Annotated in this window: 23 protein-coding genes; 20 read left to right on the top strand and 3 right to left on the bottom strand. The window is 43.5% G+C overall.

Annotation, left to right across the window (positions count from 1 at the left end; all coding sequences use genetic code 11):
* The first annotated feature begins 1 nt into the window (after position 1).
* The 3 genes from AACW06_RS08340 to AACW06_RS08330 all read left to right on the top strand — a co-directional run bounded on the left by AACW06_RS08340 (position 2) and on the right by AACW06_RS08330 (position 3,478).
* The gene (locus tag AACW06_RS08340; protein ID WP_192074718.1) at positions 2-946 is read left to right on the top strand and encodes an ABC transporter permease; all 945 of its coding nucleotides are present in this window, start codon (positions 2-4) and stop codon (positions 944-946) included.
* The gene (locus tag AACW06_RS08335; protein ID WP_192074717.1) at positions 943-1,737 is read left to right on the top strand and encodes an ABC transporter ATP-binding protein; all 795 of its coding nucleotides are present in this window, start codon (positions 943-945) and stop codon (positions 1,735-1,737) included. Before AACW06_RS08340 ends, AACW06_RS08335 begins: the two co-directional genes overlap by 4 nt.
* Positions 1,738-2,020: 283 nt before the next feature.
* Entirely contained in the window at positions 2,021-3,478 is a 1,458-nt protein-coding gene (locus AACW06_RS08330; protein ID WP_192074716.1) for a GGDEF domain-containing protein, read from the top strand.
* Between the two features lie 15 nt (positions 3,479-3,493).
* Here AACW06_RS08330 and dusC read toward each other — a convergent pair whose 3' ends face one another.
* Positions 3,494-4,444 carry a tRNA dihydrouridine(16) synthase DusC gene (dusC, locus tag AACW06_RS08325; RefSeq protein ID WP_053309284.1) on the bottom strand — a complete coding sequence of 317 codons (951 nt, stop codon included), beginning with the start codon at positions 4,442-4,444 and terminating at the stop codon, positions 3,494-3,496.
* 115 nt (positions 4,445-4,559) lie between these two features.
* Between dusC and AACW06_RS08320 the strand changes: the two genes are divergently transcribed.
* The 4 genes from AACW06_RS08320 to serS all read left to right on the top strand — a co-directional run bounded on the left by AACW06_RS08320 (position 4,560) and on the right by serS (position 8,646).
* Complete coding sequence (locus AACW06_RS08320) at positions 4,560-5,165, top strand: YecA family protein (protein ID WP_192074715.1); 606 nt, start codon at positions 4,560-4,562, stop codon at positions 5,163-5,165.
* 98 nt (positions 5,166-5,263) lie between these two features.
* A complete protein-coding gene (gene lolA / locus AACW06_RS08315) occupies positions 5,264-5,866 on the top strand; it encodes an outer membrane lipoprotein chaperone LolA (protein WP_192074714.1) in 603 nt (200 codons plus the stop codon).
* A gap of 19 nt (positions 5,867-5,885) precedes the next feature.
* Positions 5,886-7,235, top strand: a complete 1,350-nt coding sequence (locus AACW06_RS08310; RefSeq protein WP_192074713.1) for an AAA family ATPase — start codon at positions 5,886-5,888, stop codon at positions 7,233-7,235.
* Between the two features lie 103 nt (positions 7,236-7,338).
* Positions 7,339-8,646, top strand: a complete 1,308-nt coding sequence (gene serS, locus AACW06_RS08305) for a serine--tRNA ligase (RefSeq protein WP_168786648.1) — start codon at positions 7,339-7,341, stop codon at positions 8,644-8,646.
* Between the two features lie 65 nt (positions 8,647-8,711).
* Here serS and bioA read toward each other — a convergent pair whose 3' ends face one another.
* On the bottom strand, positions 8,712-10,001 hold the full coding sequence (bioA, locus tag AACW06_RS08300; RefSeq protein WP_192074712.1) for an adenosylmethionine--8-amino-7-oxononanoate transaminase: 1,290 nt from the start codon (positions 9,999-10,001) through the stop codon (positions 8,712-8,714).
* 133 nt (positions 10,002-10,134) lie between these two features.
* Here bioA and bioB point away from each other — a divergent pair, with 133 nt between their 5' ends.
* The 4 genes from bioB (at position 10,135) to bioD (ending at position 13,862) form a co-directional block, all read left to right on the top strand.
* The gene (gene bioB, locus AACW06_RS08295) at positions 10,135-11,187 is read left to right on the top strand and encodes a biotin synthase BioB (RefSeq protein WP_192074711.1); all 1,053 of its coding nucleotides are present in this window, start codon (positions 10,135-10,137) and stop codon (positions 11,185-11,187) included.
* Positions 11,159-12,325 carry an 8-amino-7-oxononanoate synthase gene (gene bioF / locus AACW06_RS08290; RefSeq protein ID WP_192074710.1) on the top strand — a complete coding sequence of 389 codons (1,167 nt, stop codon included), beginning with the start codon at positions 11,159-11,161 and terminating at the stop codon, positions 12,323-12,325. Before bioB ends, bioF begins: the two co-directional genes overlap by 29 nt.
* Before the next feature lie 98 nt (positions 12,326-12,423).
* Positions 12,424-13,182, top strand: coding sequence for a malonyl-ACP O-methyltransferase BioC (bioC, locus tag AACW06_RS08285; protein ID WP_238336662.1), 759 nt, complete (start codon positions 12,424-12,426; stop codon positions 13,180-13,182).
* Positions 13,179-13,862, top strand: a complete 684-nt coding sequence (bioD, locus tag AACW06_RS08280) for a dethiobiotin synthase (protein ID WP_192074708.1) — start codon at positions 13,179-13,181, stop codon at positions 13,860-13,862. Before bioC ends, bioD begins: the two co-directional genes overlap by 4 nt.
* A 54-nt stretch (positions 13,863-13,916) precedes the next feature.
* Here the strand turns inward: bioD and AACW06_RS08275 are convergent, their stop codons facing one another.
* Positions 13,917-14,084 (bottom strand): hypothetical protein, encoded by a 168-nt coding sequence (locus AACW06_RS08275; RefSeq protein WP_168521717.1) that lies wholly within the window; start codon positions 14,082-14,084, stop codon positions 13,917-13,919.
* Between the two features lie 316 nt (positions 14,085-14,400).
* On the opposite strand from AACW06_RS08275, the gene htpX reads away from it, so the two are divergent.
* The 9 genes from htpX (at position 14,401) to AACW06_RS08230 (ending at position 21,584) form a co-directional block, all read left to right on the top strand.
* Positions 14,401-15,267 (top strand): protease HtpX, encoded by an 867-nt coding sequence (gene htpX, locus AACW06_RS08270; RefSeq protein ID WP_192074707.1) that lies wholly within the window; start codon positions 14,401-14,403, stop codon positions 15,265-15,267.
* Between the two features lie 247 nt (positions 15,268-15,514).
* Positions 15,515-15,934: a nuclear transport factor 2 family protein gene (locus AACW06_RS08265; protein WP_192074706.1), complete on the top strand. Its 420-nt coding sequence runs from the start codon at positions 15,515-15,517 to the stop codon at positions 15,932-15,934.
* Positions 15,931-16,662: an SDR family oxidoreductase gene (locus AACW06_RS08260; RefSeq protein WP_192074705.1), complete on the top strand. Its 732-nt coding sequence runs from the start codon at positions 15,931-15,933 to the stop codon at positions 16,660-16,662. The genes AACW06_RS08265 and AACW06_RS08260 overlap by 4 nt, the downstream gene beginning before the upstream one ends.
* Before the next feature lie 25 nt (positions 16,663-16,687).
* Positions 16,688-17,962 (top strand): NAD(P)/FAD-dependent oxidoreductase, encoded by a 1,275-nt coding sequence (locus AACW06_RS08255; RefSeq protein WP_192074704.1) that lies wholly within the window; start codon positions 16,688-16,690, stop codon positions 17,960-17,962.
* A 23-nt stretch (positions 17,963-17,985) separates the two neighbouring features.
* Positions 17,986-18,768, top strand: coding sequence for a DUF1365 domain-containing protein (locus AACW06_RS08250; RefSeq protein WP_053309428.1), 783 nt, complete (start codon positions 17,986-17,988; stop codon positions 18,766-18,768).
* Positions 18,769-18,780: 12 nt separating this feature from the next.
* A complete protein-coding gene (locus AACW06_RS08245) occupies positions 18,781-20,028 on the top strand; it encodes an SAM-dependent methyltransferase (protein ID WP_192074703.1) in 1,248 nt (415 codons plus the stop codon).
* Positions 20,025-20,570 (top strand): DUF2878 domain-containing protein, encoded by a 546-nt coding sequence (locus tag AACW06_RS08240; RefSeq protein WP_192074702.1) that lies wholly within the window; start codon positions 20,025-20,027, stop codon positions 20,568-20,570. The genes AACW06_RS08245 and AACW06_RS08240 overlap by 4 nt, the downstream gene beginning before the upstream one ends.
* Positions 20,503-21,063 (top strand): chalcone isomerase family protein, encoded by a 561-nt coding sequence (locus tag AACW06_RS08235; protein ID WP_192074701.1) that lies wholly within the window; start codon positions 20,503-20,505, stop codon positions 21,061-21,063. The genes AACW06_RS08240 and AACW06_RS08235 overlap by 68 nt, the downstream gene beginning before the upstream one ends.
* Complete coding sequence (locus AACW06_RS08230) at positions 21,060-21,584, top strand: DUF3833 domain-containing protein (protein ID WP_192074700.1); 525 nt, start codon at positions 21,060-21,062, stop codon at positions 21,582-21,584. Before AACW06_RS08235 ends, AACW06_RS08230 begins: the two co-directional genes overlap by 4 nt.
* Positions 21,585-21,616 lie beyond the last annotated feature (32 nt).

Below are 21,616 nucleotides of genomic sequence, written 5' to 3'. Positions count from 1 at the left end.
TATGTCTGCTTTTGCTTTTTTTGGCGCTCTAGAAATAGGGTTGCTTTACGGGCTGGTGGCACTGGGTGTTTACCTGACTTTCCGTGTCCTTGATTTTCCCGATCTGAGTGTTGATGGTAGCTTCCCTATGGGAGCAGCTGTAGCTGCTACAGCTATTGTTGCTGGTATAAACCCTTGGGTGGCGACTGGTATGGCTATCTTAGCGGGGGCCTTCACTGGTTGGGTTACTGCCTTTCTAGCTGTCCGTTGCGGCATCTTACACTTGCTCGCCTCAATCTTAACAATGATTGCCGCCTTCTCTATTAATATCCGTATCATGGGGCGTCCTAACATTGCATTGTTGGGTGAAGACACGATCCTGACCCCATTTGAAGCTTTAGGTGACCCTGTTTACATCCGCCCAATTGTGGTCGGTGTGCTGGTGCTTATCTCTGCATGGGCAGTAGTACGTTTGCTTAATAGTGATTTTGGCCTTGGTTTGCGTGCCACTGGTGTTAACGCGCGTATGGTTTCAGCACAGGGTGGTAGCACCGCATTTTATACCTATTTTGGGCTGGCCTTATCTAATGGCTTTGTCGGTTTTGCTGGTGCCTTGTTTGCGCAAACGAACAGTTTTGCCGATGTAACTTCTGGTGTAGGAACTATCGTTGTTGGCCTTGCCGCTGTGATTTTAGGCCAGACATTAATTCCAGGACGCAAAATATGGGTAGCCGTGGTAGCGGTTATTGTTGGGTCTGTGCTTTATCGCTTAGCGGTAGCTTTTGCGCTGAGTTCTCGAATGTTTGGCTTGCAAGCGTCGGATCTCAACTTAGTAACGGCTGTACTGGTCGCGATTGCACTCATTGCTCCAAAACTTAAAAGGAATTTCAAGGCAAAAAAGGGGAGTAATCCTGCTCAGAAGTCCGTTGTTGCTAAGCAGGATAAAGCGTCAGGAGAAACATTATGATCCGTTTAGAAGATATTCAAGTTACTTTTAATCCTGGCACTATTTTAGAAAATCGAGCGTTAAGAAGAATCAATTTGGAAGTGCCAGAACATCAATTTTTGACTGTGATTGGGTCAAATGGAGCTGGTAAATCGACCTTATTAGGGGCCGTAACTGGTGAGACACCGATGGTGGGTGGAAAAGTATTGGTTGATGAGATTGATGTCACTCGTCAGACTGTTGATCAGCGAGCCAAAGTCTGTGCGCGCGTTTTTCAAGACCCATTAGCAGGTACATGTGGCGATTTAACGATTGAAGAAAATATGGCGCTAGCGTTTATGCGTGGTAAGCGAAGAGGGTGGGGGTTATCACTTTCTGCGTCTCGCCGAAAGCTATTCCAAGAGCGTATTTCGATTCTAGGGTTAGGTTTAGAAGATCGCCTCGGTGATAATATCGGTTTGCTGTCTGGTGGACAGCGTCAAGCCGTGAGTTTAGTGATGGCGACTTTGTCAGATAGCAAACTTCTACTGCTTGATGAGCACACTGCAGCTCTTGATCCCCGTATGGCGGCTTTCATTATCGATTTAACCAAAACTATCGTCAAAGAATTCAATTTGACGGTAATGATGGTAACGCACTCAATGAAAGATGCCCTAGCATGTGGTGATCGGACTGTCATGCTTCACCAAGGTGAAATTGTTCTTGATGTATCTGGTGAGCAGCGTGCCAATATGAAAGTGCCTGATCTACTAGAAATGTTTTCCAAGGTCCGTGGTGAGGAATTGGCTGATGATAGCCTATTACTCAATTAGTCTAGGCGTTGTATACCCTTACGACTTGAAGTTGCTGCGGTGTTGACTACGTTCGCTTACCCCAATCATATAGTTTATCTATACTTATGGGGATGAACTCACTGGCCGCCTACCTGCAACTTCAAGTGGTTTGGGTATATAACGCTATGATTTTATAATATACGCTGTTAAGGAACGTCTGCTGATTAGTTTGGTGTTGTTTTACCGAATTTATCTCGAAAGCCCATCAATTGTATTAAACTTTTGATGGGCTTTAATATCTCTATCTGGACTAGGATGCTGAATGAACAACAACGTAAGTCTAAAATCGATTATTTTGGGGCCTATTGTTTTTGCTCTGGTTATGGTGATGCTTGTTGTACACAATTATATGAATATCGTAAATGAGGATATTGATAACCAGTACGCGTATATTGATGCATCGCTTACACGCTCAGCAAAAGTTATAACCTCGCTAGATTATAGCTTTACCAGTTATTTCAAAAATAGGGATGTGGAGTTAGTTGATCTTAACCAAGAGGTATCGGAGGGGGTATGTCGCATGTGGCCTTTTGAATCATCAATTTTAGCTGATAATAAAAGTCATGACATTCCAACTGTTGAGATCAGTTATATGTTGGTGGGAAAGGAGTCGCTGTGTGATGAGAGTAGTGCATTATTTAAACGCGCAGCAAGAAAAATTGCACTAGCACCAATATTGTCATTTTTACATGATTTAGATGATTTTATTTACGGTATTCATTATGTCGATAATTTTGGTTATGTGATGTCATCGCCAGATACGGTTTCCAAAAATATTAATAAAGATACACTTGCTATTGTAAAATCACGTCCTTATTGGCAAAAAACAGTCGCAAATCATAACCAAGTTACAATGTCAGGCCCCGCAATTTTGGGGGAGTTCTCCTTAAGCGAACCGGTTTTATCCATGACATTACCGGTAATGTACAAAGACAAATTCCAAGGAGCTATCGCTTTAAATATCGAGGTCGATAAACTGCTCAATAAGCAGAGTAAACTGACCAATTTAATACATTTGATTGACAATAAAACCACCCCTGTTCCCGATAATGCTTACCGGGAAAAATTGCTTAATATTGATGGGCTCGACTTCCATCACTTACTTTACTATGAATTAAATTGGCATGATGAATTTAAAAATTTCCTCGAGGTGAAAAAATTCAACTTAACCGTCGTATTCATTGTTTATCTATTTTCTGTTGTCACATTGTTTTATTTTAATTCGCGTGTTGAACAAGCCCATTTAAAAGACTTAGCGGCTCGAGACCCAATGACAGGTCTACTTAATCGCCGAGGTTTAGAGACTTTCTTGAGTAAAATAAAGTACGGTGAATATGCCGTAATTGCGGTGTTGGATATAGATGACTTTAAAGTAATTAATGATACTTATGGGCATGACGTGGGGGATAACGTAATTTGTTACGTTGCTGATCAACTAGAAACGAATACACGTGATAGTGATGCAGTTGCAAGGTTTGGTGGCGAAGAGTTTGTGGTGTACCTGACGGGGCATAATGTGGAAAGAATGAAACAGATCATGCAACGGGTAAAAGATGCAATAGTGACTGATTCAAGTCGAGTTATTGACTCTGGATTTACTATTTCAGGTGGCGTAGAAGTGGTTAAAAAAAGCTCTGGCGACTTCGAAACTTGGTTTAAAGCCGCCGATGAGAAACTGTATCAAGCTAAAAAAACAGGCAAGAATAAACTCGTATTTTAGCCTTGAGCTCAAAGCTTAGGCATGTAAGCTAGCGCGGTATCGTTCTATGTGTTCAACGATAGGAGCTGCGGTATTGAAAGTACGTATTTCTCTGAATAGCTCGTTAGCTTGAGGATATTGTTGACGCAGGTAAGCGAACCATTGTTTGACGCGATTCGGGTAATAAAGCCCTTTGTCACCTTTTATTTCATACTGAGAATAGCGCAGCATCAGATCAACGACATCATACCAAGGCATCACTTTATGGTTATGTTTGACCACATTGCCTAAATTGGGGACATTAAATGCACCGCGACATACCATCAATGAATCAACGCCCGTAGTTTCAATACAAGCTTGTCCGTCTGCGTAATTCCATATTTCACCATTGGCGATTAAAGGAATCGACGTTTTTTGACGAATTTGATTAATGTAATCCCACTTGATTTCACTGGCTTTGTAGCCACCGGCTTTAGTTCTGGCGTGCACCGTTAACTCATTAGCACCGGCTTGTTCAATCGCATCTACAATTTCAAAGCAATCATTAGGGTCTTCCCACCCCAGACGAATTTTAGCTGAAACAGGAATATGGTCGGGCACGGCATCTCGACACGCCTTGACCACTTGGTAGATTAACTCGGGGTGTTGTAATAATGCTGCGCCGCCTTTACTGCGGTTTACAAGCCTTGCTGGGCAGCCAAAGTTGAGGTCAATTCCTCGAGCGCCTAAGCTTGCGGCTCGGACGGCATTTTCTGCCATCCAATTTGCTTCTTGACCGAGTAATTGCACATGAACAGGTACACCGGACTGGGTACAAGAATCATTTTCTAACTCAGGACAAAGGCGATAAAAAACATGATCAGGCAGCAGTTGGTCGATAACACGCACGAATTCGGTAACACACAGATCGTAATCATTGATTTGAGTGAGTAGCTCACGCATTAAATGATCTAACACACCCTCCATTGGGCCCAAAATTACTCGCATTATCATATCGCCTTAGAAATTTGAGGCGAGATTGTAGTGGTTGAGGAATCAAAAGTCACTAACCGCAAGAGTTAGTATATAATTAGCGGCCAAATGCACGTAAAGACTGAATTCAATGACCTACCATCTTATTAATATTTCTGAGGCTGAATGCCAACATTCCCCCCTGTTTCTAGAAGGTGCGATACTTGCTTCCAACTTCGCTACTCAACCGCTTGAACCGAGTGCATGGTTAGAACCTTTGGTTGGTGAAAAGGTCAATACTATTGAGCCTTTGGTTGTTGAGCAGATAAATCAGCAATATCATTTACTCAAGCGCAGTGAATATTCTGCCCTTGCTTTGTTAGATACTCGTGAGCAATGGGCAGATTACGCGCAAGGCTTCATGAATGTTTGGCCTGTAGTTGAAGATCATTGGGTCGAACACCAAATTGGGGATGGCAGTTTACGCATGCTTCAAGCGTTGCTTACCACTTTTATGCTTGCTATTGATGAAGAGCAAACCCAACAACAGATGAAAGAATCTGGATTTGAGATACCACCCAGTTTAAGTGATTTTGCCGAGCAACTAGATGTGATGATCACTGAAGTGGCTTTGATGGCTGATGAATTAATGCTCGGTGCCAAAACACAAAGTGTTAACCCATTCAAAAATGTGGGCCGCAATGATACTTGTCCATGTGATAGCGGCAAAAAATTTAAGCAATGCTGTGGAAAATAGCGGTCAATGCAGCGTTAAAATATCCACAAAACGCTGACAAATCAAGGTGAATAAACACCTATAAAGAACGTAATTATTGTCTAATCGGAGTGATATCCATGAATAAAGTATTGGCTTTATTGCTATGCGGCTTTTCTGTATCTGTTTTGGCTGCCCCAAAAGATGAGCTTAGCCATCGCCTTGCACTCAACGAAGGATTTAGTGCGACTTTTACACAACAAGTTGTTAGCCCTGATGGTGATATTGTAATGGAAGGCCAGGGTAAAGTTGATATTGCTCGTCCAAGCCTTTTCCGTTGGGAAACCACCGCGCCTGATGAAAACCTTTTGGTGTCAGATGGCAAAAGCCTTTGGTATTATAGTCCGTTTATTGAACAGGTCAGCATTTACAATCAAGATCAAGCTACCGAACAAACTCCTTTTGTATTACTCACACGTAACCGCGCGAGCGATTGGGATAACTACCAGGTTGACCAAGCGGATGATCGTTTCACATTAACGCCGACAGCTGCCGATTCCAATCAAGGCCAATTTCAAATTGATATTGGCAGTAAAGGTATCGTCAAAGGGTTTAACGTCATTGAGCAAGATGGCCAAAAAAGTATGTTTACGTTTAGCAATGTTAAATTAGATAAACCCAATGCAACTTCATTCACTTTTAAGATCCCACAAGGGGTTGAGGTCGACGACCAGCGTAATTAATTGATCAAGAAGGGTTAGAGTGAGTAACTACAGCTTAGATTTCTCAGGGGATGAAGATTTTCGTCCACTGGCAGCGCGAATGCGCCCACAAACTGTCGAACAATATATTGGTCAGCAACACATTCTCGGAGTGGGGAAACCATTACGCCGAGCATTAGAAGCGGGCCATATTCACTCGATGATTCTGTGGGGGCCTCCTGGCACAGGAAAAACTACACTAGCTGAAGTTGCGGCGAATTATGCCAATGCTGAGGTTGAGCGGGTTTCTGCGGTCACATCCGGTGTCAAAGAAATTCGTGCCGCGATAGAGAAAGCACGTGAAAACAAAATGGCTGGGCGTCGCACAATTTTATTTGTGGACGAAGTGCACCGTTTTAATAAATCTCAGCAAGATGCTTTTTTACCGCATATAGAGGATGGCACGGTTACTTTTATCGGTGCCACGACCGAAAACCCTTCATTTGAACTCAATAATGCACTGCTTTCTCGTGCTCGTGTCTATAAGCTTACTTCGCTTAATAAAGATGAAATCTTACTCGCACTCAATCAAGCCATTGCAGATCAAGATCGAGGTTTGGGCAAGATTGCCGCGCAGTTTATGGATAACGTGCTCGAACGCTTGGCTGAATTAGTCAATGGTGATGCGCGTATGTCACTGAATTACCTTGAAATTTTGTTCGATATGGCGGATGAAAATGCGCAAGGAGAAAAGTTAATTACGTTAAAGCTACTAGCGGAAGTAGCTGGTGAAAAAGTTTCTCGCTTTGATAATAAAGGGGACATTTGGTACGACTTGATTTCTGCCGTGCATAAATCGATTCGTGGTTCAAACCCTGACGCAGCGCTGTATTGGTCCGCGAGAATGATTGCCGCCGGGTGTGACCCGCTTTACATTGCTCGCCGTTTGCTAGCTATCGCTTCAGAAGATGTTGGTAATGCTGACCCGCGCGCGATGCAAGTGGCATTAGCGGCTTGGGATTGCTTTACCCGTGTTGGTCCTGCTGAAGGTGAGCGCGCTATTGCACAAGCAATAGTCTATCTAGCTTGCGCACCAAAAAGTAATGCAGTTTATACCGCGTGGAAGCAAGCTTTAGCTGACGCTCATAATTTACCAGAATACGAGGTGCCGCCTCATTTGCGTAATGCCCCGACCAGTTTGATGAAAGATCTTGGTTATGGTGCTGAATATCGTTATGCCCATGATGAACTCGGTGCTTATGCGGCGGGGGAGCGTTATCTGCCTCCTGAGATGATCGAAACTCGCTACTATTTGCCAACAAATCGAGGTTTAGAAACCAAAATTGGCGAAAAGTTAGATTACTTGGCTAGTTTAGACGCAAAAAGCCCACAAAAGCGCTATGAAAAATAGTGTCTTTTCGTTATCTTTGTCTGGTTCAATTTTCTATACGTGCTGCTCTTACTAAAAAGGGATGCAGGCGCGTTTTTTCATAACTAAAAGCATAGGATTAGCAATGCTGGATTCTAAATTACTTCGCACTGAGCTGGATGAAACAGCTGCAAAATTAGCGCGTCGCGGTTTCAAACTCGACGTTGAGACAATTCGTCAACTTGAAGAACAACGTAAATCCATTCAAGTAGAAGTTGAAAATTTACAATCCACGCGCAACTCCATCTCCAAAGAAATTGGCCAAAAAATGGCGGCTGGTGATAAAGCTGGCGCAGAAGAGATCAAAAAACAAATTGGTTCTCTAGGGAGTGATCTTGACGCGAAAAAAATTGAGTTGGCTGATGTCCAAGCAAAATTAGATATGGTGACTTTGTCGGTACCAAACCTGCCAGATGACTCTGTACCAGATGGTAAAGACGAAAATGACAACGTAGAAATTTCTCGTTGGGGTGAGCCAAAAAGTTACGATTTCGAACTGAAAGATCACGTTGATTTAGGCGAGATGGCTGATGGCCTAGATTTCGCAAGTGCTACTAAAATCACTGGTGCACGTTTTATCGTGATGAAGGGGCAATTTGCTCGTCTACACCGCGCTATTGCACAATTTATGTTGGATCTTCACACTCAAGAACATGGCTACACAGAAATGTATGTGCCTTACCTTGTGAACTCAGACAGCCTATTCGGTACTGGTCAGCTACCTAAATTTGGTCAAGACTTATTCCACACTGAGCCATTAACTGAAAAAGTGAATGATGAAGAGCCACGTAAACTGTCTCTTATCCCAACAGCCGAAGTACCGGTAACGAACTTGGTGCGTGACACCATTTCAGATGAAGCGGATCTGCCACTTAAAATGACGGCGCACACACCATGTTTCCGTTCTGAAGCGGGTTCTTATGGTCGTGATACTCGTGGTCTTATTCGTATGCACCAATTTGATAAAGTTGAGTTGGTACAAATCACGCGCCCAGAAGATTCAATGGCTGCACTAGAAGAGTTAACCGGTCACGCTGAAAAAGTACTGCAATTGCTTGAGCTTCCATACCGTAAAGTCGTACTTTGTACTGGCGATATGGGCTTTGGTGCACGCAAAACCTATGACTTGGAAGTGTGGGTTCCAGCACAGGGGACTTACCGTGAGATATCATCTTGTTCAAATATGTGGGATTTCCAAGCACGTCGTATGCAAGCTCGTTTTCGTCGTAAAGGCGCGAGCAAACCTGAGTTGGTGCACACCCTTAACGGTTCTGGTCTTGCGGTTGGTCGTACTATGGTTGCTATCTTGGAAAACAACCAACAAGCGGATGGTCGTATTGCTATCCCTACTGCACTGCAATCTTACATGGGTGGCGCAACACACATCGGCTAATGATGCTGTTGATTCAATGCAAAAACCGACTTTCGAGTCGGTTTTTTTATGCATAATCGTAACGTTTAAAGGTTATCAAATTGAAAGCATTGCCAATTTTTTAGCGCGGCTTCAACAGCTTTAACTAATTTTTCAATTTCATCAGGCTGAGATATAAACGGCGGCATCATGTAAATTAAGCGACCAAAGGGTCGAATCCAGACCCCGTGTTCAACAAACAGTTTTTGAATCACTTCCATATTGACAGGGTGGTGAGTTTCAACCACACCAATAGCGCCCAGCCAGCGTGTTTCTTTTACTAAGTCAAAGTCGTTCAGCTTTGGTAGCAAATTAGCAAATTGCGCTTCAATGCGTCGGGTTTGCTGTTGCCAATCTCCTCGTTCAATCAGCTCTAAACTGGCGGTTGCGACAGCACAAGCAAGTGGGTTGCCCATAAAAGTAGGGCCATGCATAAAGCAGCCTGCCTCACCGCCGCATACCGTGTCTGCAACTACTTGTGTGGTCAGCGTTGCGGAAAGCGTCATATATCCACCCGTTAAGGCTTTACCGACACATAAGATATCGGGCTTAATGGCGGCGTGTTCACAAGCAAACAATTTCCCCGTACGGCCAAAACCAGTAGCAATTTCATCGAGAATTAAAAGCACGCCCGTTTCATCGCACAATTGGCGAACTTGGCGTAGAAATTCAGGATGATAAATTCGCATTCCTCCGGCGCCTTGGACTATTGGTTCTAGGATCACAGCTGCAATTTGCTGATGATTATCCAAAAGCTTATGTTTAAAGTCGGCAATGTCATTCTCATCCCACTCTTGCCAATAACCAGAAGTGGGTGATTGAGCGAAAATATGTTCTGGCAAAAATCCTTTATAAAGGCTATGCATTGAATTATCAGGGTCGGTGACTGACATTGCCGCAAAAGTGTCACCGTGATAGCCATGACGTAGTGTGAGAAATTTTGGTCGCTGCTCTCCCTTAGCATGCCAATATTGTAGTGCCATTTTTAAACTCACTTCTACCGCCACAGAACCAGAATCAGCCAAAAAAACTTGCGTTAGGTTACTGGGTGCCAATGCGAGCAATTTTTTACACACATCAATGGCGGGTTGATGAGTAATACCGCCAAACATCACATGCGACATCTTATCAATTTGTTGATGTGCAGCTTGATTAAGGTATGGGTGGTTGTAACCATGAATCGTTGACCACCAAGACGACATGCCATCAATTAAGCATCTGCCATCTTCCAAATAGAGGTTTACACCTTGGGCATGGGTCACCGGGTAGCAGGTCAGAGGTGTTAGGGTCGAAGTGTACGGATGCCAGATATGCTGGCGGTCGAAGGCTAAATCCATTGCAAATCCATATGATATTGATGATTATAAAATAACCAGATGTAAATCATCGTATTTTCTTATTGTTGACAGTCTATCGCTTGTAGCTAAACTAGCCAAGCATCAAAATAATAAAACTGATTAAGGAATACACGTGGAAGCTCGTCATAACTGGACAGTTGCTGAAGTCAACGAACTGCTCAAAAAACCTTTTATGGATTTGCTGTTTGAAGCGCAGCTCGTTCATCGTCAATACCACCCACATAATTATGTTCAAGTCAGTACGCTGCTTTCGATTAAAACTGGCGCATGCCCTGAAGACTGCAAGTATTGTCCGCAAAGTGCCCACTACCGTACGGATGTCGACAAAGAACGTTTGATGGAAGTTGATCGCGTGTTAGATGCCGCACAAAAAGCAAAGAATTCTGGCTCTACCCGTTTTTGCATGGGAGCGGCGTGGAAAAACCCGAAAGCACGTGATATGCCTTTGCTAAAAGAGATGATTGGTGGCGTAAAAGAGATGGGTTTAGAGACGTGTATGACTTTGGGAATGTTAACGCCAGATCAAGCACAAGAATTGGCAAGTGCAGGGCTTGACTACTACAACCACAATCTTGATACCTCGCCAGAATATTACGGCAACATTATTACCACGCGTACCTACCAAGATCGTTTAGATACCTTGTCACACGTTCGTGACGCAGGCATGAAAATTTGCTCTGGCGGCATTATTGGCATGGGTGAAAGTGCTAATGATCGCGCTGGATTATTGGTGGAATTAGCGAACTTACCGACTCAACCTGAAAGTGTGCCGATCAATATGTTGGTGAAAGTTAAAGGCACACCGCTTGAACAAGCCGAAGATGTGGAAGCGTTTGATTTTATCCGTTTGATCGCTGTGGCTCGCATTATGATGCCTCAATCGGCAGTGCGCCTTTCTGCTGGTCGAGAAAATATGAATGAACAGATGCAAGCTCTGTGTTTTATGGCCGGCGCTAACTCTATTTTCTATGGTTGTAAGCTGCTAACTACGCCAAATCCGGATGAAGACAGTGATATGCAGTTGTTCAAAAAGCTCGGTATCAATAGCCAACAAGTCAGTCAAAAACCGGATGAAATCGAAGCAAGTGAATTACTTGATCGCGTGGTAGAGCGTGTTGCTTCTCGTCCAAGCAAAGATGACCTTTTTTACGATGCTAGCGTTTAACTCTCGCGTTTCAGCCGCTCTTAGTCAGCGTCGTGAAATGGGACTTTCTCGAAGTCTCGTTATTGTTGAGGCGGGTAACCAAGCGCAATTAATCAAGGATGGAGTGAATTTTCTCAATTTTTCCAGTAATGATTATCTTGGTCTTGCGAGCGATGCTGAGCTGATTCAAGCCTGGCAGCATGGGCTGACTTTATATGGCTGCGGAAGTGCAGCTTCTCCGCTGGTGACGGGGTTTAGCCCTGCCCATCAAAATCTTGAAGCCAAACTGTGTGAATGGCTTGGTTATGAACGCGCCATTTTATTTGGTTCTGGTTTTAGTGCCAACCAAGCCATGTTATTCAGCTTACTCGAAAAAGGCGATTTGCTGTTGCAAGATAAGCTTAACCATGCGTCCTTAATGGAAGCGGGTATGCTTTGTGATGCCACGATGAAGCGCTTCAAACACAATGATGCTAATCATCTATGCCAATTACTTGATAACGATAGCAACACTTTAGTTGTTACTGAGGGGGTGTTTAGTATGGATGGTGATTGCGCACCGCTTGGTGACATCGATAGAGCTTTGCAAGGCAAAGCTTGGTTGGCAGTCGATGATGCACATGGAATAGGGGTACTTGGTGATGGCGGGTCGGGCAGTTGTAATGCGGCTGGCATTAAGCCACAGTTATTAGTGATCACTTTTGGTAAAGCATTTGGTTTGTCGGGGGCGGCTGTTTTGTGTAGCCATGCGGTGGGAGATTTTCTTACCCAGTTTGCTCGTCATCATGTTTATTCTACCGCGATGCCACCTGCACAAGCTTATGCTCTTTCCTATGCTATTTCGATGGTTAGGCAACAGCAGTGGCGCCGAGAAAAATTATCAGAGCTGCAAGCGCATTATGCGAACCGTATGAAGAGTTTTAGTGGTTATGTTGATACACCGACACCGATTAAGCCGTTTGTGATTGGCGATGCGCTTAAGGCGATTAATGTCGCAGAACAATTGCGCCATGCAGGGTGTTGGTTAACTGCCATTCGCCCACCGACAGTGCCGCAAGGAAGTGCAAGGCTACGGATTACATTAACCGCTAACCACTCAATACAACAGGTTGAACAATTAACGACTCAGCTTCAGCGCTCGTTAGAGGAACATCGGTAATGTCACAAGTCAATTACCTAGCAAACGATGTACAACTGGAAAGCTATCTACAATTGGAAGCCGGCTCAAAACCAGAAACTAATCAGACAACAGACAAAATGGCAGTCGCTCAGGCGTTTGGTAAAGCCGCTAAACGCTACGATGTGCATGCCGCGTTTCAACGTGATGTTGGGCAGCGCTTATTGGATAAAATGCCTCAAGACTTAACAGGCAAAACGGTCTTAGACTTGGGCTGTGGTACCGGCTATTTTTCTGAGCTATTACGCCAAAGAGGGGCAAACCTTCTTTGCGTTGATCTTTCGGTAGAGATGTTGGTTCAAGCCAAAAAACGATGTGGTGATGACGGGGTGGTATATTTTCAAGCTGACGCTGAATGCTTGCCGTTTAAAGCCCATAGTATTGATTATGTTTTCTCAAGTTTAGCCTTGCAGTGGTGTGATGACTTATCAAAGCCGTTAGATGAAATACGCCGTGTGCTTAAGACGTCAGGCGTGGCGTATTTTTCTACGTTGCTTGATGGCTCACTGTTTGAGCTTAAACAAGCGTGGATGAAAATTGATACATATCAACACGTCAATGATTTCATTACCTTCAATCAGGTAAAAATTGCGTTAGCGCAATCTCACTGTCATCAGTATCAATTAGACTTACCCTTGATCACAGTTTGGTATGACAAAGCATTTTCTTTAATGAAAGATCTCAAAGGTATTGGTGCGAATCACGTAAGTGGACGCTCACCAGGCCTAAAGAGTCGATACATTTTGCTCCAAGTGGAACAGGCATACCAAGCATTTCAAAACCATCAAGGTCTTCTACCTGCAACTTATCAGGTTTGTTTAGGGGTTATACATCGATGATTGATGCATTTTTTATTGCGGGTACGGACACCGACGTTGGAAAAACAGTCGCTTCAAAAGCGGTATTACAAGCATTAGCCGCCAAGGACTTAGCGACTATTGGTTACAAACCGGTTGCCGCAGGCAGCGATAAAACAGAATTTGGTTTTCGTAATTCAGATGCATTGCATTTGATGAAAGTGGCGACTAAAGAAATGGCATATGGGGATGTGAACCCATATGCTCTTGAGTTACCTGCATCACCACATATTGCGGCAAAGCACGAAAACATCGAGATTGACTATGCGCTTCTGAGTGAAAAATTAGCCAAGCATAAAGCAAATTCGGATATTGTTTTAGTTGAAGGTGCGGGGGGCTGGCGAGTGCCAGTGTCAGACACTGACTGCCTCTCGACATGGGTTAAGCAAGAACAATTACCTGTCGTGTTGGTGGTAGGTATTAAACTTGGTTGCTTGAGTCACGCATTGCTCACGGTTGAAAGTATCAAAGCTGACGGTTTGAATTTAGTCGGATGGATAGCAAACCGAGTCAACCCAGGGACAGAGCATTACGCTGATATTATTGAGATGTTGCAAGAGCGTATCGACGCTCCTAAGCTGGGTGAAATTCCTTATGTACCAAGTGCTAAACGTCAAGATCTTGGTAAGTACATTAATGTCGAACCGTTGCTATCTAAATAAACAGGTAATACAAAAGGGCTGCAGATTCGCAGCCCTTTGTTTTTAATCTTCCTATTATTTTTCTTGCGACAATCCCATCAAAGCCTGGTAAGTGTCGGTAATGTGTTGCTGCACAGTTGAAGCACTGCCAAGTCCCAATTGTTGCTTAGCTTCTTCTTCTGAAATACCTAGGTGGCAGCACAGTAAATCAATCGCCATTTGATAGTTGTTAGTTTCAGCCATGATGAATTCCTTATGCATGGGGGAAATCAATATTCTGCCAGCAATGTAGTCGTTTTAATCTCTGCGCTCAATACGACCAAAGTCTTAATGAACACAAAATCTTTGTCGTAACTTGCTCACTCTTATTTCTATACTTGATATCAATAGGGTTGGTAGTATTTATCTAGTGGATGGGTTAGACATTAAATGTTTCAATTTATCACTTAACCTTGTTTTCCAAATCCTAGACTATATATGTATGAAAAACGGCTGAGGTGAATGTTAGCGTCGCTGACTGTCTGAGCCACATAATAAGCGTTCCATTCGGAGAAAAGTAATGAAGCGAGTCATGTTATTTCTAGCGACCAACCTTGCGGTGGTGCTGGTTCTTAGCGTTGTGCTAAATATTGTTTATGCTGTCACAGGTATGCAGGCTGGAAGTCTATCTGGCTTACTCATCATGGCGGCCGTGTTTGGTTTCGGTGGGTCATTCATTTCATTATTGATGTCAAAGAGCATGGCATTACGTTCTGTTGGCGGAATGGTGATTGAGAGCCCACGTAATGAAACAGAACATTGGTTGCTTGCAACCGTAAGTCGCCAAGCCTCACAAGCGGGTATTGGTATACCGACAGTTGCGATTTATGACTCACCAGATATTAACGCTTTTGCAACGGGGGCAAAGCGTAATGACTCGCTGGTGGCGGTTTCAACAGGCTTATTGCATAGCATGACGCGAGATGAAGCTGAAGCGGTACTGGCCCATGAAGTTAGCCACATTGCTAATGGTGACATGGTAACCATGACGCTAATGCAAGGTGTCGTGAATACCTTTGTGATTTTCTTGTCACGTTTTATCGCTAATATTGTTGCTTCTCGTGATTCGGAGGAAGGCGAAGGTGGCAGCAATATGATTATTTATTTCGGGGTATCGATGGTTTTAGAGCTAGTCTTTGGTTTCCTAGCAAGCTTTATTACCATGTGGTACAGCCGTCATCGTGAGTTTCATGCTGATGCCGGTGCTGCAAGCCTCGTGGGTAAGCACAAAATGATCGCGGCGTTGGAGCGTTTGAAAATGGGTCAGGAGTCGCAGTTAGAAGGCTCAATGATGGCATTTGGAATTAACGGTAAGCGTTCAATGACCGAGTTGTTGATGAGCCACCCACCGCTTGATAAGCGTATTGCAGCGCTACGAAACTCTTAATAGTTAGTGTAATCAACGAATAATGATAAAGGCCAATGTTTCGACGTTGGCCTTTTTTATGCCTATCCCAAAGCATTACCGATAAGTAACAGTTTGGTTTTTAAATGATATTTTTGATCTAATTCGCAACTGTTTACGTATTTACCGAACAGAAGCTCAGTTATACAAAGTATTTTTTGTATAACTTTGCGGGTTGTACTATTTTGTACATGTTATCTTTTTGTATAACTTTTGAGGTGTAAGACAAATGGATGTTCAGTCGGTCAGTGAGGTTTATCAGAAACTCAATAAAGCGAATCTTCATTTACTTGATGAGGTCTATCACAATGATGTTGTGTTTGAAGATGCTGCTCATCGCCTTGAAGGTAAGGTTTCGCTTTCCGAATATTTCCATAACCTTTACCAAAATGTGACTCGTTGTGATTTTACCATTCATGAGCAGCAGCAAATGGGAAATTCAGGTTTCCTCACATGGACTATGGCCTTGCAGCACCCCAAGTTAGGAAAAGGCTCTCTTATTCATGTTCAAGGAATGAGTCACCTAAAATTTCAAGATGGCAAAGTAATTTACCATCGAGACTATTTTGATCTTGGAGAAATGCTTTACGAAAACTTACCACTACTCGGAAGTGTTATTCGTGCGGTAAAACAGAGGCTAGGGCAATGAACGCGGTATTGATTACAGGGGCGACGTCAGGAATTGGTTATCAACTTGCCGTTGATTATGCCAAAGATGGGTGGCAGGTCATTGCTTGTGGACGCAACCACCAAACATTACAAGCGCTACAACATGCTCATCCGCAACAAATTTTCCCATTAGCGTTTGATATTACCGATGCAGCTCAGACCAAAACAGTATTGGATGACTTACCCTTTGTACCTTCGCTATGGGTGTTAAACGCCGGAGACTGTGAGTATATAGACGATGGCAAGATGGATGCAGCATTGTTTGCTAGGGTCATTAACATCAATGTTATTGGTTTAGCTAACTGTATTGAAGGTCTTCAGCATCACTTAGTCCAAGGTCACCGCCTTGCCATTGTCAGTTCTATCGCGAGTGAAATCGCGCTACCGAGAGCAGAGGCGTATGGTGCTTCCAAAGCCGCTGTGAGTTATTTAGCTCGAACTTTAGCACTAGATTGGCAGGCTAAAGGTATCGCTGTCAGCACAATATTTCCCGGTTTCGTTTCAACCCCATTGACCGATAAAAACACATTTTCTATGCCGATGATGGTTTCCACTGAATATGCGTCTCAGGCGATTCGCCAAGGTTTAGCGAAAGACAAATCCAACATCTATTTTCCGGCGCGTTTTACGTCAATTTTGCGCGTCATCGGTTCATTGCCATATGCGTGGCAAGGTAAGTTAGTCTCGGCATTATTGAATCGTTCTTAATGGGCCGTAACAAAGGAGTTTAGTTATGAAAATAGCCATTATTGGTACAGGAATTTCAGGATTAACCTGCGGCTACCATTTATATCAACAACACGATGTCACCCTGTTTGAGGCAAATCACTATATTGGTGGCCATACCGCAACGGTTGACGTTGAGGTAGAAGGTCAGCATTACGCGATAGACACTGGTTTTATTGTTTACAATGACAGAACCTACCCTAATTTTATTCAGATGATGAACGACATTGGAGTGCAAGGCCTACCGACTCAAATGAGTTTTAGTGTGCGCAATGATGATAATGGTCTGGAATATAATGGGCACACGGCAACAAGCTTATTCGCGCAAAAGCGTAATTGGGTTAATCCTAAGTTCTATCGCTTTATTTTTGAGATAATCCGCTTCAATGGTCTGGCTAAAGAGCAAGCTGAAAATGCACACCAATCGATGCAGACCTTGGGCGATTTTCTTAATCAATATCAGTTTTCTGACTATTTTTGTGAGAACTATATCCTGCCTATGGGCGCGGCAATTTGGTCGTCGTCATTAGCGGATATGCGTGCATTTCCATTGAGCTTCTTCTTACGTTTCTTCCTTAATCATGGTTTATTGGACATCACTAATCGCCCACAGTGGTATGTGATTGCAGGCGGATCTCGTGCTTATATTGATCCGCTTACCCAAGGTTTTAAAGATAAAATTCGCCTTGATAGTCCAGTCACTTTGGTAAATCGCACGCCATCAGGTGTTGAGATTACGGTTAATGGCAGCGTTGAACTGTTCGACCACGTTATTTTTGCTTGTCACAGTGATCAAGCATTGCGTCTGTTGGCGCAGCCATCTGAAGCCGAACTGTCAGTGCTAGGGGCAATGCAGTACCAAGCTAATGAGGTTGTTTTACATACCGATGCAAACCTATTGCCGAAGCGCAAGGCCGCATGGGCTTCTTGGAATTACTGGTTGGATGGCAGTGAAGTTGAAGAATCCCGTTTGCCGGCACTGACGTACAACATGAACATCTTACAACATATTGATAGTAAACATACTTTTTGTGTTTCATTAAATAGCACCAATCGGATTGAGCCGAGCAAAATACTGCGCCAATTTACGTATCATCACCCCGTTTTCACTACCGAGTCGATAGCAGCACAACAGAGAAAAGCCGAAGTAAGCGGTGTCAATAACACGTGGTACTGTGGGGCCTATTGGCATAACGGATTCCATGAAGATGGCGTGAAAAGTGCGTTAGATGTTGTTACTAAGCTTGAATCGCAAATCGCTCAAATCAAGGGTGCCGCATAACGATGGTGATGGAAGATGAAGCTATGCAAAGTCGCTTAATGGTGGGAACGGTTCGCCATCGACGCTTTACCCCTGTGGAGCATGCGCTCAATTACCCGTTATTTATGGCTTGTATTGATCTCGATGAGTTGCCACAACTGACTAAAAACGTCTGGGGCTTTGGTGATAAGTGGTGGCATTGGGCACGATTTCATCGTCAAGACTATTTGGGAAGCGGTGAGTTAAAGCAAAGCGTGCAAGATAAAGTCTTTGAGCTCACCGGTGAAAGAGTCTGCGGTAAAGTGCTGGCGGTTTGTCATCTTCGTTACCTAGGCATTTATTTCAGTCCGGTCAATTTCTACTATCTTTATGATAATGACGGCCAGTGGCGCTACTTATTGGCCGAAGTGAGTAATACCCCATGGAATGAACGTCATTACTACGCAATTCAAGCAGAAGCCGGTGAGCAAGGTTGCAATTGGCAGCATGACAAAGCCTTCCATGTCTCTCCATTTAACCCGATTGAGCAACAATACGTATGGAAACTGAAGCCGTTAACTTCTTCATTAATGGTGCATTTGGAGTGTCATCGTAATGATAAAGAATTCGATGCAACGCTGGCGATGAAAGAGCAAAGTTTTAATTCAAAAAATTTACTTAAGTTATTGATCAAAACACCGGTAATGGCAGTAAAAGTGACTATAGGTATTTATTGGCATGCTTTAAAACTTTGGCTGAAAGGTGCACCTTTTTATTCTCACCCACCGTCAGTTGAAGCGAATCAATCATCAGCATCTGAATCGTCGTCAAAACAGAAAGAACAATAAGGAGAACGCTCAATGCAGAATTCAGAATCTTTAGAGTTGCCCAAGCAACTAACGAGTTTGCAAAAGAGTGCACGCAGCATCACTTTAAAATGTCTGCAACGTTTAGAAGTTGGAACACTGACCATCATTGAATCGTTTACTGATGGTTCTGCGACAGCAAGAGAAACATTCGGCACGCCAAGAGAGGGTGAACCTAATGCTAGTATTGAAGTCCGAGATCCTCATTTTTATGCCCGTCTTCTAAAGGGGGGCAGCATTGCTGCTGGTGAAGCGTATATGGATGGTTGGTGGGAAAGTCCAAACTTGACCACGTTGATGGAATTAATGGCGCGAAACCTTTCCGCGTTAGATGGCATTGAAGCGAAAAGCAGCATCTTCACAAAGTTGCTTTATAAAATAACCCATTGGTTTAACCGCAACTCGATTGATAAAGCGAGGGAAAATATCCACGCCCACTACGACTTGGGAAATTCGCTTTATCACACCTTTCTTGATGAAAAGATGCTTTATTCAAGCGCGTTATTTTTATCTAAGGATGAGAGCTTAGAGCAAGCTCAGGTCAATAAAATGGAACGACTTTGCCAGCAATTGCAACTCACTAGCCGTGATCATGTAATTGAAATTGGCACCGGATGGGGTGCTATGGCTATTTACATGGCTAAGACCTACGGTTGCCGCGTGACAACGACGACTATTTCCGAAGAACAATACCAATATGCTGCACAGCAGGTTGCTTTGAATGGTTTAGAGAATCAAATTACTTTACTCAAACAAGACTACCGCCTACTAGAAGGTCAATACGATAAGTTGGTCTCTATCGAAATGATTGAAGCGGTCGGTAAAGAGTATTTACCGTCTTATATTAAAAAATGTCAGTCGCTACTCAAACCGCAAGGCTTAATGGCAATTCAAGCGATAACCATCACTGATCAGCGTTATGACTATTACAGCAACAACGTCGACTTTATTCAAAAATACATTTTCCCCGGTGGGTTCTTGCCATCGGTAACCGTGCTTGCTCAAGCGGCGACCAAACATAGTGACTTGGTGATGCGTGATCTGTTCGATATTGGTTTAGATTATGCAAGAACCTTAAAAGAGTGGCGTAAGCAATTTGACGCAGAGGAGCAACAAGTTCGACAACTGGGTTACGATGAAAAATTTATTCGTATGTGGCGCTACTATTTTTGCTACTGCGAAGGTGGTTTTCTGGCTAAGAGTATTAGTACGGTGCATATGACACTACAAAGGCCGCTATGATGAAAAAACTGTGGTTAGTATCGGTTTGGTTTCAAATTATTTGGCTGGTCGCTGTGCTAGGAACTGACGCATGGCAATGGGTCACGGTTTGTCTGGTATTAACCACTTTGATCTACACCGTCATTAAGCAGCGTATCGCGTTAGAAAGAGTGATTATTTTAGCTTTTATGGGTGTCGCTATCGATTTTTTGAATATGAAGTTCAACGTTATCGTATTCCCAAGCTCTCAGTTTCCTATATGGCTAATGGCACTATGGTTCGCGTTCTCTTGGTACGCTTATTATATCGTTCAATATGTGAACCGTTTCCCTTCTGCTCTCGTATCAATGATTGGAGGTATTTCTGGGTGCCTCTGTTACTGGGCTGCGCAAAGGCTTGGAGCGGCTCAATTTGGATTGCCGACATTGCCAGTTTTGCTGATTCTGTGGCTCGAGTGGACCATGATTTGCACATTGATGCTAAGGATATTCAGAGATGTTCAGCTTAAAAACAAAGCGTTATCTAGTCGCCATCACTCTGCAATGCATAATCACAAGCGCTAGTGCAGCGACTTCGCAAGCATCCACACCTAGTTGGAATTCGTGGCCAGTGGTTGGCCAAGCGACCCTCTCTTGGTTGTGGCTGGATATCTATTCTTCACAACTACGTTCTCCGCTCGGTGTTTATCAGCAGTCTGATGATGTATCGCCACACCCCATTGCGCTTGAAATCCGTTATCAAAGAGATATTAGTCAACCGCAATTGCTGAAAGCAACCGCTGAGCAATGGACAAAGCTAGGGTACTCAGATAGTCAGGTACAAAGCTGGATAACGCAGTTACAAACTATTTTTCCCGATATTTCGGATGGCCAACGCTTGGTCTATATATCGGATGGGCGGTTAGGACAATTTGTTTTCATCCCCGTTACAGGTGCAGAGCAGCAGATTGGTGAAATTGATGATGAAGCGCTCAATGATGCATTTTTATCTATTTGGTTATCTCCTAATAGTGAATATCCGAAGCTTCGAAATCAGTTGATAGGAATGAATCGATGAAACAACTAAAGCACACTTTGTGTTTAATACTGTTTTTGCTGACTGGCTGTTCTGCGGATTTAGACGATTACCGCAATCAGACACCAACATTTAATCTATTTGAGTATTTCTCGGGGACTATTTTAGCTTGGGGAATGGTGCAAGATTACACTGGTCAGCAAACTCGGCGTTTTGAGGTCAAAATCCAAGGTCAAGTTGAGGGAGATACTTTAACCTTGATAGAGGATTTTGTGTTTGATGATGGTGAAAATAGCCAGCGAATCTGGACGATACAGCGTACTGATACTAATCAATACGTTGGCAATGCCGATGATGTGATTGGTCAGGCCAAAGGCAAAGAACAAGGTAACGCATTGCAATGGAAATATGATTTTGCGCTGCCATATGGTGATTCAACGGTGACAGTGAGCTTTGATGATTGGTTATACCGCCAAGATGAAAAGCGAGTGTTTAATTTAACCAAGATTAAAAAGCTTGGCATCGAAGTGGGTACGTTAACGCTGTTTTTTGAAAAGCAATAAGGCTCCAGTCGGAGCCTTATTGTTAGCTTAGC

Source organism: Vibrio sp. S12_S33 (assembly GCF_963889785.1).
In the GTDB taxonomy this organism is placed as follows: Bacteria; Pseudomonadota; Gammaproteobacteria; order Enterobacterales; family Vibrionaceae; genus Vibrio; species Vibrio aestuarianus.
This window is presented reverse-complemented; position numbering and strand designations above follow the sequence as displayed.

What these genes read in the sequence shown, in the direction of transcription:
- AACW06_RS08320 (WP_192074715.1), top strand. Translation starts at nt 4,560, where the DNA reads ATGACCTACCATCTTATTAATATTTCTGAGGCTGAATGCCAACATTCC.
- AACW06_RS08260 (WP_192074705.1), top strand. Translation starts at nt 15,931, where the DNA reads ATGAACGCGGTATTGATTACAGGGGCGACGTCAGGAATTGGTTATCAA.
- AACW06_RS08335 (WP_192074717.1), top strand. Translation starts at nt 943, where the DNA reads ATGATCCGTTTAGAAGATATTCAAGTTACTTTTAATCCTGGCACTATT.
- AACW06_RS08265 (WP_192074706.1), top strand. Translation starts at nt 15,515, where the DNA reads ATGGATGTTCAGTCGGTCAGTGAGGTTTATCAGAAACTCAATAAAGCG.
- AACW06_RS08340 (WP_192074718.1), top strand. Translation starts at nt 2, where the DNA reads ATGTCTGCTTTTGCTTTTTTTGGCGCTCTAGAAATAGGGTTGCTTTAC.
- AACW06_RS08245 (WP_192074703.1), top strand. Translation starts at nt 18,781, where the DNA reads ATGCAGAATTCAGAATCTTTAGAGTTGCCCAAGCAACTAACGAGTTTG.
- bioD (WP_192074708.1), top strand. Translation starts at nt 13,179, where the DNA reads ATGATTGATGCATTTTTTATTGCGGGTACGGACACCGACGTTGGAAAA.
- AACW06_RS08230 (WP_192074700.1), top strand. Translation starts at nt 21,060, where the DNA reads ATGAAACAACTAAAGCACACTTTGTGTTTAATACTGTTTTTGCTGACT.
- bioA (WP_192074712.1), bottom strand. Translation starts at nt 10,001, where the DNA reads ATGGATTTAGCCTTCGACCGCCAGCATATCTGGCATCCGTACACTTCG.
- AACW06_RS08250 (WP_053309428.1), top strand. Translation starts at nt 17,986, where the DNA reads ATGCAAAGTCGCTTAATGGTGGGAACGGTTCGCCATCGACGCTTTACC.
- serS (WP_168786648.1), top strand. Translation starts at nt 7,339, where the DNA reads ATGCTGGATTCTAAATTACTTCGCACTGAGCTGGATGAAACAGCTGCA.
- AACW06_RS08235 (WP_192074701.1), top strand. Translation starts at nt 20,503, where the DNA reads ATGTTCAGCTTAAAAACAAAGCGTTATCTAGTCGCCATCACTCTGCAA.
- bioF (WP_192074710.1), top strand. Translation starts at nt 11,159, where the DNA reads ATGACCTTTTTTACGATGCTAGCGTTTAACTCTCGCGTTTCAGCCGCT.
- AACW06_RS08240 (WP_192074702.1), top strand. Translation starts at nt 20,025, where the DNA reads ATGATGAAAAAACTGTGGTTAGTATCGGTTTGGTTTCAAATTATTTGG.
- htpX (WP_192074707.1), top strand. Translation starts at nt 14,401, where the DNA reads ATGAAGCGAGTCATGTTATTTCTAGCGACCAACCTTGCGGTGGTGCTG.
- dusC (WP_053309284.1), bottom strand. Translation starts at nt 4,444, where the DNA reads ATGCGAGTAATTTTGGGCCCAATGGAGGGTGTGTTAGATCATTTAATG.
- lolA (WP_192074714.1), top strand. Translation starts at nt 5,264, where the DNA reads ATGAATAAAGTATTGGCTTTATTGCTATGCGGCTTTTCTGTATCTGTT.
- bioC (WP_238336662.1), top strand. Translation starts at nt 12,424, where the DNA reads ATGGCAGTCGCTCAGGCGTTTGGTAAAGCCGCTAAACGCTACGATGTG.
- AACW06_RS08330 (WP_192074716.1), top strand. Translation starts at nt 2,021, where the DNA reads ATGAACAACAACGTAAGTCTAAAATCGATTATTTTGGGGCCTATTGTT.
- AACW06_RS08275 (WP_168521717.1), bottom strand. Translation starts at nt 14,084, where the DNA reads ATGGCTGAAACTAACAACTATCAAATGGCGATTGATTTACTGTGCTGC.
- AACW06_RS08255 (WP_192074704.1), top strand. Translation starts at nt 16,688, where the DNA reads ATGAAAATAGCCATTATTGGTACAGGAATTTCAGGATTAACCTGCGGC.